Source organism: Candidatus Albibeggiatoa sp. nov. BB20 (assembly GCA_016744725.1).
Lineage (GTDB): Bacteria > Pseudomonadota > Gammaproteobacteria > Beggiatoales > Beggiatoaceae > Albibeggiatoa.
Genome location: JADGDW010000145.1, coordinates 1 through 11,567, shown reverse-complemented (window position 1 = coordinate 11,567; position 11,567 = coordinate 1). Strand labels below are relative to the sequence as shown.

Annotated in this window: 10 protein-coding genes; 4 read left to right on the top strand and 6 right to left on the bottom strand. The window is 36.5% G+C overall.

Features of this window, described 5'->3' with window-relative positions; translation table 11 throughout:
- Positions 1–602: 602 nt before the first annotated feature.
- Positions 603–1,652, bottom strand: a complete 1,050-nt coding sequence (locus tag ABXH34_RS14635; RefSeq protein ID WP_353572628.1) for a ligand-gated ion channel — start codon at positions 1,650–1,652, stop codon at positions 603–605.
- A gap of 31 nt (positions 1,653–1,683) precedes the next feature.
- Complete coding sequence (locus ABXH34_RS14630; RefSeq protein WP_353572627.1) at positions 1,684–2,757, bottom strand: cache domain-containing protein; 1,074 nt, start codon at positions 2,755–2,757, stop codon at positions 1,684–1,686.
- Positions 2,758–2,979: 222 nt separating this feature from the next.
- On the opposite strand from ABXH34_RS14630, the gene ABXH34_RS14625 reads away from it, so the two are divergent.
- Complete coding sequence (locus tag ABXH34_RS14625; RefSeq protein ID WP_353572626.1) at positions 2,980–4,449, top strand: multiheme c-type cytochrome; 1,470 nt, start codon at positions 2,980–2,982, stop codon at positions 4,447–4,449.
- A 158-nt stretch (positions 4,450–4,607) separates the two neighbouring features.
- On the opposite strand, the gene ABXH34_RS14620 is transcribed toward ABXH34_RS14625, so the two are convergent.
- The gene (locus ABXH34_RS14620) at positions 4,608–5,792 is read right to left on the bottom strand and encodes a YbfB/YjiJ family MFS transporter (protein WP_353572625.1); all 1,185 of its coding nucleotides are present in this window, start codon (positions 5,790–5,792) and stop codon (positions 4,608–4,610) included.
- 98 nt (positions 5,793–5,890) lie between these two features.
- Between ABXH34_RS14620 and ABXH34_RS14615 the strand changes: the two genes are divergently transcribed.
- Positions 5,891–6,754 carry a LysR family transcriptional regulator gene (locus ABXH34_RS14615; protein WP_353572624.1) on the top strand — a complete coding sequence of 288 codons (864 nt, stop codon included), beginning with the start codon at positions 5,891–5,893 and terminating at the stop codon, positions 6,752–6,754.
- Here the strand turns inward: ABXH34_RS14615 and lptG are convergent.
- From lptG to def, 3 genes are all read right to left on the bottom strand, one after another.
- Positions 6,707–7,786 (bottom strand): LPS export ABC transporter permease LptG, encoded by a 1,080-nt coding sequence (gene lptG, locus ABXH34_RS14610; RefSeq protein WP_353572623.1) that lies wholly within the window; start codon positions 7,784–7,786, stop codon positions 6,707–6,709. The genes ABXH34_RS14615 and lptG overlap by 48 nt on opposite strands.
- Positions 7,787–8,083: 297 nt before the next feature.
- Positions 8,084–9,007, bottom strand: a complete 924-nt coding sequence (fmt, locus tag ABXH34_RS14605) for a methionyl-tRNA formyltransferase (protein WP_353572622.1) — start codon at positions 9,005–9,007, stop codon at positions 8,084–8,086.
- A gap of 4 nt (positions 9,008–9,011) precedes the next feature.
- The gene (gene def, locus ABXH34_RS14600) at positions 9,012–9,518 is read right to left on the bottom strand and encodes a peptide deformylase (RefSeq protein WP_353572621.1); all 507 of its coding nucleotides are present in this window, start codon (positions 9,516–9,518) and stop codon (positions 9,012–9,014) included.
- A 516-nt stretch (positions 9,519–10,034) separates the two neighbouring features.
- Here def and ABXH34_RS14595 point away from each other — a divergent pair.
- Together ABXH34_RS14595 and ABXH34_RS14590 are read left to right on the top strand one after the other, a co-directional pair.
- Positions 10,035–10,568 carry a carboxymuconolactone decarboxylase family protein gene (locus tag ABXH34_RS14595; RefSeq protein ID WP_353572620.1) on the top strand — a complete coding sequence of 178 codons (534 nt, stop codon included), beginning with the start codon at positions 10,035–10,037 and terminating at the stop codon, positions 10,566–10,568.
- Positions 10,569–10,593: 25 nt separating this feature from the next.
- Positions 10,594–11,127 carry a cytochrome b gene (locus tag ABXH34_RS14590; protein WP_353572619.1) on the top strand — a complete coding sequence of 178 codons (534 nt, stop codon included), beginning with the start codon at positions 10,594–10,596 and terminating at the stop codon, positions 11,125–11,127.
- Positions 11,128–11,567: the final 440 nt, after the last annotated feature.

Genomic DNA, 11,567 nt, shown 5'->3' with positions numbered 1-11,567 from the left:
GCAAATATATGACAAAATTATTTCAATGTACAGCCCTTTTTTACAGTTTTTTTAAAAAAATTATTAGTTTAGATATGCAACTAAGTTTAAGCTCATGTTTTGAATAAATTTTACTTATCAAAAAAAACCCAAAAAAAATAGTTAGTTGTAGAAATAAACTAAGGATATTAAGGGTATAAATAAATTTTAGAGGGCAATTATTTCACTTTGAATAGCAAAATAGGGAAAAAGATATTATATGTAAGTCAAAATAAAGACAGATCGCTAATCGGCTATTTTTACTAGTATAATTTATATTTATAATAAGTTAAGCTAACTATAAGCAAAGATATATACAAAACCATAATAAAGCGTAAATTGATGATGTTTTCAATATCCAGAACAGCTTGCTTATCATAAAAAGGCGGCACAATTATTTGGGGGTCAAAGTTTTTAAAGTGAAGTGTATTATTGGTTTTATTCCAACAATCACTGCTGGAATATATGAGATGCTCCGCGTTGTATGTCGTCACTACGCAGAACACAGTAACTAGAAATGATAATACTGTTCCAATCACCATCCCATTAATTGGAACAATATGCAAAAAATGTAAACCATCCAATCAAGCCAATCCCGTGATAATAGCCTCAATACTCAAATGAGTTAACAAAATGATAAATATGAGTGGATAGGCCCATTTTGTGTAATTATCGATGGTCAAGACTAATGCTTTGCGAGAGTCATACATATTCAACAAAATCACATTATGCAGCAGTGTTACCAAATAATAAACAATGCCCAAAATGAAAATGTAAATAACTGTATTTCCTACAAATTCAACGGTAGTGTAGGTGCTTTTAATCGTAAATGCCAATGCAATTTGTGCCAAAATCCCATTCAATAACAATGATACTTTGGTTTCCATATTATAATGACGGCTAAACATTGAGATGCTAGGAAACAGCATTAAGGTAATGAAAGGAAAGAAAATAAACGGTAAAAATTGGCTGGTTCTGCGCTCAATATAAATATCCATTTCAATTCCCGAATAAGCCGCATTATTCCAACCTCGGAAAAAATAAGAACTATATCGGTGGTGATAAATATCCCATTGGCTTAAGTTCATATCACTGACACCTGAATATTCACCATCTTCAACACGATGCACTAATTTTAATAAGCGTAAATCATAATACTGGCTTTTCAATTCTAATTTAAGATTTTGATTATCAAACGGAAAATATTGTGTATTAAATGCGGTTTCAAATGTACCTTGAATGGCTTGAATATCTTCCACTAAGCCATCTGGATGAACAAAAACATTGCGTTTTTCATTTAATTCTTCACTTTGTTTTAAATTACTAAAATGGGTTTTTGGAGTCCAAATCTGTTCTAAAAATTGTTTCGCATCATCACCACGGTATTCTTTACGAGAAGTGCCTGTTTGTTTAATATCAAATGCCAAACGTGGGTCTTTCCAACGTAGATGTAAAATCAATTCGGCATCAAAAGAATGTTCTTTTTCATTAATGATATGAAGCTGTTGTAACTCTATTCCAACACCCACTTCCAATGGCTGATAAATATTGTCTGGAAAATCGGTGAGCTGAGCAAACACCAAACTAGGCAAGTACAATGTAATACTCATGAATAAACGATAGATATTGAGCATAAATCTAATCCTGTTAATGAAATGGAAGGCGTTATTTATCTAGCAATTTTCGACTTATTGCCCCGATTTCATCTTTACGCTTTGCAAATTGTTCGAATTCTAATTTATTTTGAGAATTTGCAAGAATACTTAATGGGTTATATAAGAAATAGCTTTCTAAAATAAGTAAAATAGTTGCAACTAGAATAATTCCCAGTAAAGTAATGCTCATTGTACGCACCAAAGAAATATTTGCTAAATCATGATAATAACTAAAGTCTTTAGCTAGAATCACTACACCAATTTTGCGATTACTAAAATCTCGTAATGGCATTGAAATCACCGAAAATTCAAAGTTACGGATATTTTGAGTATAAAACTGTTTATCTTTTACTCTAATAAGTTCACTTTCAGAAGCCAAAACCTGCATCAATTTCGGTTTGGTGGTATTGATCAATTTAAAACTACCAAAGAAAGGGTCTTCATTTAATTTATGTTCTTGACCCAAAGATTTATTTAATAAATTAACATCCATAAAAATCCCGCTTTCCACATCACTACTATCTTTTAAATTATCTAATATTTCATTCAGTTGTAGACCCAGTTCAAATGTACCAATGTGTTCATCTTTGTATGTCATAGGCACAACACTGCGAATACTGACACCTGAAATACCCGATTCAATACCATGATAAATTTGTTGATTATGATTAGCTTCCAGCACCGTTTCTCGCATCATGCTTAAGTCATCACCATATTTTGTAATATCATGTAAACGCAAAAATGAAGTGCTTGGTGGAATATGGAATTGAGCTTGAGAATAGCCATGTTTATCATGCAAGATTTGATATGCAGGTAATAAAACCTCAATTAACTGGTCACGGTTCTGCTCAGCAAAGGCCTGTTTAACAGAGGGTAATGTGGTGATAAATTCGGAAATAGTGGTGGTTTTTTGTTGGGTGGCTATCAGAGATTGTTCAAATTGATGGCCAATCAGCACTGCCTCATCATACATAACAGCATCAATTATTTTACGTTGCATAGTGTAAGAAGAAACACTTTCAATCAGAGCAGTAATACTAATACTCACAATTAAAATTAAAGAAAACTTGTATTTTAAACGCATAAGAACCCTAAAAAGCTAAATAGCTTCGCTACCCATTCTTGAATAAGATTAAGATTTTATAACAACAAAAACATTTATCCAACAGGCTATTTAGCTGAATAAAATCAATACAATATTTTTTGTGGGTTTGTTGATTTATATCAAAGACTTTTAATCCTAATTTTGCTATGGTTGAATGGCGAATTTATTTATCATTTTAATCTATTTTTAGGAGCGTTTTTAATGTATACCAAAGTAGGGCATATTTTATTATTTATGCTGGGATTGTTGTTTTGCAGTCACAGTTTTGCAGAACGTCCCGCAGGAAAAGAGGGTAAAGACTGGGGTACTGATGAGGGTAAGGAATGTGTTGAATGTCACATGACAGAAAGCCCCGGTATGTATTTGGAGTGGAATCAGAGTAAACATGGTCAAAACGGTGTAGATTGCTTAGATTGCCATAGAGCTGAACCTGATGATATTGATGGCTATGAGCATCACGATCAACGTATTTCTGTGATTGTGACACCTAAAGACTGTTCTACCTGTCATCCGCGTGAATTTAAAGAAGTACAACGTTCGCATCATGCCAGTGCTGGTGAAATCTTACATTCTTTAGATAATTTACTAGGTGAAGTCATTGGTGGCCCAGCAGCAGTAAATGCGGGTTGTCGTCAATGTCATGGTACAACCATCAAAATTGATGAAAAAGGTAAACCTACAAAAGATACATGGCCAAATACAGGTATTGGTCGGATTAATCCTGATGGTTCAAAAGGCGCGTGTACTGCATGTCATGGTCGTCACGAATTCTCTCGGGCGCAAGCAAGAACCCCTGATACCTGTGGTAAATGTCACGTAGGTCCTGACCATCCTCAAATCGAAGTCTATAACGAATCTAAGCATGGCATTATTTACCGCGCTAATGTGGATAAAATGAATTTAGGTTCAGACAAATGGGTTGCGGGTGTTGATTACAGTGCTGCCCCAACTTGTGCTACTTGTCACATGAGTGCCTCAGGCGATCAACCTAAAACCCATGATGTGGGCGAACGGCTTTCATGGAATTTACGTACTCCTATTTCAAATAAAATCAATTTGATACGTTTAGATAATGGACATCAATATGATTTACCTGAAGGTCAGCCATTACCTAAAGTAGGTGATAAACCAGATCATCCAAAAGCCAACGGTGGCACAGTCTCTGAAGTGTTTACTTGGGAAGATCGTCGCGGCAAAATGGAAGGCATTTGTTATGCTTGCCATACTTCAGAATATGTTGATGGCCATTATAAACAGTTTGACGATTTAGTTGATTTATATAACACTAAATTTGCTAAACCGATTGCAGCTATTATTACTGATCTAAAAACCATGGGTAAACTAACCCCCGCACCATTTGATGAAAAAATTGAGTGGGTTTGGTGGGAAATTTGGCATCATGAAGGCCGTCGTGCAAGACATGGTGCATCTATGAGTGGCCCTGACTACACTTGGTGGCATGGTATTTATGAAGTAGCTAAACATACTTATTTTGAATTCGTTCCTGAGTTGAAAGAGTTAGTTGGTGATGAAGAAGCACAGAAGTTATTAGATAAACACTTTAGACCTATTGAAGGACATGATTGGTTTTTCAATGGCTTAAAGCCAGAGCAAATTGACGCTGTACGTAAAGGCTATGAAGAACGCTATGGTAAAGGCGCGATGAAATAATCAGTCCTATGTTTTAAATTGAAGTGAGCAGGAGTGCAAAGTGTTGTGCTCCTGTTTGTCTCACCCCCTCTTTAATAATCAATTATTGGTTGCTATACAGGGCAATTAATCCGCAAAAGATGCGCAATCTTAATGGTTTGCAACAGATAATAATATTCTTATAAATCCACATGTTGTAAATTCTTGGCGAAAAATAACAAAATGATGCCACTAAATACAATTGCCGCCGTTAAATACAAAGCATAATCGTAGCTTCCAGAATAATGCACTAATGCCACGCTATACAATGGTGCACTGACTTGCCCGATACCATAAGCTGTCGTTAACGCGCCCATCAATACCACAGGATGATTTCCCGCTAATTTTCCGCCTAAGTGCATAAATAAAGCCACTAAACCAACAAATGTCCCACCATATAAAACGCCACAAAACAGATTTAAATACACATTATTGGTCAACGTTGGAATCAAAATACCAATAACTTGAATCAACATTGCAACCATAATCATATTGACATTGCCATAACGCGCTGCCAATCGCATCCAGATAATGCAAGAAGGAATACCCGCAAGCCCAACTATCGTCCATGTAAAACTGCCATAACCTTCTAATCCATCTAAAGAATTAATAATATCAGGCAAAAATGTGCCTTGAACCACAAAGCCTACGCCCTCGGTAAAATAGGCCAGAATTAATACGATTACAAATAAGGAAAATATTGATTTATCAACGGGATGAGTTGTTGCATTCTGTTTTACTTCTTTATCAACTGACAATATATAAATAGAATAAATCGCAGCCATTGCTCCAAATATACTTAAAACCAGCCACGCGCTTTGCCAGTTTTCGCCTGAAGCTAAAACCGCTCGACTCATCAAATCAGTGACTAAAATAGAAAATCCAATCCCACTAAAATGAATTCCCATTGCTTTGGTTTTGTCAGCAAAATTTAATTTTGTCATCACGATCGCTGAACCAACCACTAATGCCATTGCTGCACCAAACCCAGCAATAATTCGTGCAATCAACCAAACAATTTCATTACTAGTGATCGCTAAGCCCAGCGTTGTAACAACACATAACACCATACCTATTCTAAAATATTTCACTTTGGTATGAATATCTTTGATAAAAGTTGCGAAAATTGCACCACTCAAATAGCCTACAAAATTCACAGAAGCCAATACGCCTGCAAAAGTCAGCTCTAGCGAATCGTCTAACATTGCAGGTAACAATGAAGTGAAGGCAAACCGTGCCACACCCACACCAACAATTAATCCAATGATGCCGGCTAATAAAATCGCGGCATTATCATTCCTATCTAACAAATTGATATTTGACATTCAATGTGACCTCTTAAATAAAAGCTGCGCATAGTATCACTAAAAATGATATATTTATCAAATAACCAATCATGATAAACGATATAATAGAGTGTGATATGGATTCAAATTTATTAAAAGTCTTTGTGACAGTGGCAGATAATCAAAGCATTTCATTAGCTGCCAAACAACTGAAATTTGCGCAATCAAACGTAACCGCCCGAATTAAACAACTGGAAAAAAATATTGGGCACAACTTATTTCATCGAGTACCGAAAGGCGTGGTTTTAACTCAAGCAGGCGAGCGTTTTTATCATCATGCGACTGATATTGTACGTAAAATGGAATTGGCTGTGTTAGAAATGAAAAACATAGCCCATCAAGGATATTTGCGAGTGGGTTCAACTGAATCTAATGCGGTGACGCGTATCGTGCCATTTTTAGTTAAGCTGCATAATGACTATCCACAAATGCAGCTAGAACTGTTCACAGGTACAACCGATATTATTACCCAAATGATTTTAGATTTTAAAGTGGATATCGCTTTTATTACAGGCCAACCCAGCCATCAGGATTTGATTGTGCTGAATCAATTTGAAGAACAAATCGTGATATTAGAGCCTAAAACGGGTATTGTGCCAGAGGTGATTTTATCGTTTAAAAAAGGCTGTGCGTATAATACGTTTTTACAAAATTATCTAAAGCAACAGGGCAAATATGATTATAAAACCTTGGAATTTGGCAGTTTAGAAACGATTTTAGGCTGTGTAAAAGTCGGCATGGGTATGACTGCATTGCCATTGAATATTGTGAAAAAATTAGGCTATGTTGAGCAGTTGCACATTACCCAACTTGAGCCACAGATTGCCCATTTACCGACGTGTATGGTGTGTAGAAAAGATGCAGTCCCTGTGATTGATGACTATTTGAAAAACTTAATCTTGCCGCCGCATCAAGTAAATAGTGAAACTCAAGAAAATTAATGGCGGTAATAGCGCACTAAAAATAGGATGCCATCCATACACTAAGCTGGCATTACCCACAATTTTATTAAACATATAAAAACCAATACCGAAAAATGCGCCCTTCAACATGCGTTCGCCAATCGCTACATTACGCAATGAACCAAAAATAAAGGGCACAGCTAAAAATACCATTGTAATACTGACAAAGGGATAACTGAGCCGTGACCATAATGCCAGTTCATATTCATTACTACTTTGTCCATTACGCTTTAAATATTGAATATATTCATACAAACCCAAACTGGACAATTTTTCAGGTCTAACCACCACATGCTTAACCAATTCTGGATTGAGTTCAGCTTCCCAGCGATATTCACTCAACTCTGATTGATATACGCCTTGGGTACTCATATCCTGTTTTATAACATCATAAAATTGCCAACCATGTTGCTCATAATAGGCTTTGCGGGCATGAATTGTGGTTTGTAATTGTTGTTCTGGGGTAAAGCGATACAATACAATATCACCAAAACCACCATCAGACAGAATTCGTTGAATACTAATAAAATCATCGCCTTCACGTCCCCAATAACCATACCAACGATGCGAAAAAGTTTGACTTTGTTGCTGTGGAGCTGATTTAGCATCCGCACGTAAGTCCTTTGCATATTGTTCCCATTGGGGTGCAATGGCTTCGCCTAACAACATCGCCATTAAAGTCAGAAACAAACTCACCTGTAAACTGGCTAAGGTAATTCGGAAAATTGAGACACCTGCTGCCCGAATCACGGTCAATTCATTATTATTTGCTAAACCACCTAAGCCCACCAGCGTGCCCAGTAAAACAGCGGTTGGAAATAAATCATAAATCTGTCGTGGCATCAAATACACAACATAGAGCGTTGCATCCCAAGTGCTGTAGCCTTGGTTGCCAATATCTTCAATTTCTTCAATAAATGTAAAAAAAGTAAACAAGCCAACTAAGACAAATAGGACGATAAAAATACCAGAAAATACGGCCAGACCAATATAACGGTCAATTTTTCTCATTGTTTGAGCAACCTTTTGGTCATTATTAGCAAATTGGGGAATTGTAGCGCATTTTCACAGTTAAAGCTCTGAGGGCCAACATGAATACGGCACTTGTTTATTATTTAGTGATCCTATACCCAAAATAGCGCAAGTGTCCCTGATGTTACATGATGGATAAAATCATGCACTGTGTTCCAATGTTCCAAATCAACAACGATGCTGCTGGAGCATTTAGTGGAAAACACTAGGTTATTCCATCCAACATAATCAACATGGTCTTATCACTTTTCCAACTGATTTAAAAAATACAATGCTTTATTCAAGTCCAAATTTTGGATGAGCATTTAAAAAATCGCTGACTTTAATCGGTTTGCCGCCTGCTTTTTGTACTTTTAATAATCTCAACACACCATCACCTGTGGCCACATCAATACCTTGCTTTTCGCTACGAATCACAGAGCCTGCCGCTTGATTGACCATTTCATCAATGGCTTGCGCGTCCCAAATGCGTAATGTCATGTCAGCAATTTCGGCTTGAGTGACAGGCCAAGGGTTGAAAGCGCGTACTTTATTGGCCAAAACTTGTGCGGATTGAGAAAAATCCAGCTTTGCCTCAGCTTTTTCTAATTTATGCGCATAATTGGCTAAATCATCATTTTGTGATTCTGCTGTGAGCTGCTCTACATTATCAATCTGTTGTGCAAGTAAGTCAGCCCCTATTTTTGAAAGACGATCATGCAATATTTGTCCTGTATCTTCTGGCAAAATATCGCATTCTACTTTGGCTAACATATCTCCCGTATCTAAACCGATATCCATTTGCATCAAGGTCACGCCTGTGGTTTTATCACCCTCCATGATGGCACGTTGAATCGGTGCAGCACCACGCCAACGCGGTAAAATTGAGGCATGAACATTGACACAGCCAAATTGAGGCGCATTCAGCACCGCTTTTGGTAGAATCAGTCCATACGCAACCACCACCATCAAATCAGCTTCTAAAGCGAGCAACTCAGCTTTTGCCTCGGCTTTTCTTAAGCTTTTCGGTTGATAAACAGGGATATTATGCTCTAAGGCTAATTTCTTAACGGGGCTGGTTTGTAGTTTTCGCCCGCGCCCTGCGGGTCTATCAGGCTGGGTATACACGGCACAAACTTCATGCTGAGAATCAAGCAACGCTTGCAAACAAGGCACAGAAAAATCAGGCGTTCCTGCAAAAATAATCCGTTTTTTATTCATAGTATTATGCTGGCTGTTGGCGGTTTTGTTTATCTAATTTTTTTGCAATACGTTGGCGTTTCAATGAGGATAAATAATCTACAAATAATTTACCTTTCAAGTGGTCGACTTCATGTTGGATACAAATGGCAAGTAAGCCGTCCGCTTCTAATGTAAACGCTTCACCTTCACGGTTTAAGGCCTCAACAGTCACTTTTTCTGCGCGTTGAATGGTTTCATAAACAGCAGGTACAGACAAACAACCCTCATCATAGCTGGTATTGCCTTCTAAGCGGGTAATTTTAGGATTGATAAAACACAAAGGATTACTTTTATCCTCGGTAGTATCAATCACAATGACTTGTCTGTGTACATTGACTTGAGTTGCAGCTAAACCAATACCGGGGGCTTCGTACATGGTTTCAAACATATCATCCACAAATTGCTGTAATTTGGGTGTTACTTGCTTAACTGGCTTGGCCTCGGTACGCAAACGAGGGTCTGGAAAATATAAAATATCTAGGATTGCCATTGGTTGATCTCTATCAATACTCATTTATGTTATTGTTGCATCTGTTGGTAAAATATCAAGTTTTGCCCAATACTTACAAGTGTCACGGTATATTTTTTTTTAGTAATGCCTTTTTTACTAGTTAATATCGTGTAAAAACAAAGTATTGAGTCATATTGAGACTTAAGTATAGAAAGCCTGATAAATAGAAGCTTATTTTTGCAATCACTTGCCATGAATGTTTTTGAATACAGCTAATCTACAAGCTCAAGTGCTTATAAATGACTACAGATCGATAGATTTATTATCATGAGATTAATACACATTGAGCATTAAAATCCCATTTTCCCCAAAAACACTACAAATACCCTTTTTAATCAAAAAGGCGTTCATTTCCCACTAAAATATTATAGAGTTTTTGTCAAGATTAGCGATTGCATTCTGGCTCATTGTTAGTGAAAATAGGCCAACGCTAATATTTATTGGCCCACATCCCAAACGCAAGTGCGATACACCTCAATTGAGGAGTGAGTAATCATGACGATTGTTTCAACTGTTACGCGTGAACAAGCAACTGGCAAAGTTGCTGAAATCTACAATGAAATTGAGAAAAGTTTAGGCTATATTCCACAAGCATTTCAAACTTATAGTGCCAGTCCTCTTTTACTTGAACTCACTTGGCGTAAAATTGCTTATTTTATGGAGCATCCAAATTTAAGCATGGAGTTTTTGGCAGTGATTCGAATGTTGGTTTCAGTTGACAATATTTGCGACTATTGTATTGGTTTTAATACCAGTCTTTTAATTAATATGTTTAACTGGTCACATGAAGAAATTATTGCAACGCGTCGTGATCCGAATGATGCCCCCTTGAGTGATAAAGAAAAAGTCTTATTATCTTTTGTGCTAGAGGCGGCCAGTCAGCCGTTAAAAATTACAGGTCAAGATTTGCAATTGGTGCGTGATGCAGGTTGGGAAGATACTGATATTGTGGATGCGGTAAGCCACGCAACAGATAATGTCTCGGCAGATTTATTTTTAAATACGTTTAAACCTGAAAACGATTTTTAATTCATTTATTAAGGAGCAAAACTTAATGTTAGCAAATACTAAAAAATCTTATGGTCTAATTGCCCGCCTATTTCACTGGACGATGGCTATTTTGATTTTAGTTTTAATTCCTGTCGGCTGGTATATGGCGGAAAATGAAGTCTATGATTTATATCCCTACCATAAAGCAGCAGGCATGTTAGTGTTGTTTTTGGGTATTTTACGTTTGATGTGGACGTTAACCAATACTCACCCCAATTTCCCTGAAAAAATGAGCGGAATGGCAAAAGCAGCAGCTTATATTGGGCACTCTGTGTTATATGTGTTGATTTTCTTGATTCCGATTTCGGGCTATATCTTTTCGTCTTCAGGCGGTTATGAAATTAGCTTTTTTGGATTATTTGATATTCCATTGTTAATTGAGAAGAGCGAAGAGTTACATAAAATTGCAGGTGAAGCCCATGAAATCATTGCATTTACCGCATTAGCCATTATTATTGGCCATGCTATTGTTGCGTATAAACATCATTTTGTTGATAAAGATGACACGATGCAAAAAATGACAACAGGTGTTAAATAAATTGTAAAAATGCTTCAAGCTTCTATAGATTGGCATTTTCAATAAGTAGGGAGTGCAAAACTTATTTTGCTGGTGCGGAATAATTTCTGTGCTCCTAATTTTATTAATATTCACACTTAGTCTCTCAACATTAACTTGAGATTATTAAGTCTAATTTTATAGTATCACTATAGGTCGAAACCACTACCATATAAATGTAAAAAAGACTGTGAATTGACTTATGAACAGAAAAATCATAATTAACTTATTGCTTCAAACAGAATCTTTGTTGAAAACAGCATTGGCAGCATGAAACATTATCGAGTCATTGCAAGTAAAGTTAGAATCCATCTACTTGATTTATATAACCTTATTCTTAGAATTTGTGCCAAGCTTTAGAATTTCTACCTTTCTACATAACTGCTTTTTATCGTGAAACAACTCTATTAATTTGAATTCTA

Excerpts from the sequence above, each read along its gene's own strand:
- ABXH34_RS14635 (WP_353572628.1), bottom strand. The coding sequence starts at position 1,652 with ATGCTCAATATCTATCGTTTATTCATGAGTATTACATTGTACTTGCCT.
- ABXH34_RS14630 (WP_353572627.1), bottom strand. The coding sequence starts at position 2,757 with ATGCGTTTAAAATACAAGTTTTCTTTAATTTTAATTGTGAGTATTAGT.
- ABXH34_RS14625 (WP_353572626.1), top strand. The coding sequence starts at position 2,980 with ATGTATACCAAAGTAGGGCATATTTTATTATTTATGCTGGGATTGTTG.
- ABXH34_RS14620 (WP_353572625.1), bottom strand. The coding sequence starts at position 5,792 with ATGTCAAATATCAATTTGTTAGATAGGAATGATAATGCCGCGATTTTA.
- ABXH34_RS14615 (WP_353572624.1), top strand. The coding sequence starts at position 5,891 with ATGGATTCAAATTTATTAAAAGTCTTTGTGACAGTGGCAGATAATCAA.
- lptG (WP_353572623.1), bottom strand. The coding sequence starts at position 7,786 with ATGAGAAAAATTGACCGTTATATTGGTCTGGCCGTATTTTCTGGTATT.
- fmt (WP_353572622.1), bottom strand. The coding sequence starts at position 9,007 with ATGAATAAAAAACGGATTATTTTTGCAGGAACGCCTGATTTTTCTGTG.
- def (WP_353572621.1), bottom strand. The coding sequence starts at position 9,518 with ATGGCAATCCTAGATATTTTATATTTTCCAGACCCTCGTTTGCGTACC.
- ABXH34_RS14595 (WP_353572620.1), top strand. The coding sequence starts at position 10,035 with ATGACGATTGTTTCAACTGTTACGCGTGAACAAGCAACTGGCAAAGTT.
- ABXH34_RS14590 (WP_353572619.1), top strand. The coding sequence starts at position 10,594 with ATGTTAGCAAATACTAAAAAATCTTATGGTCTAATTGCCCGCCTATTT.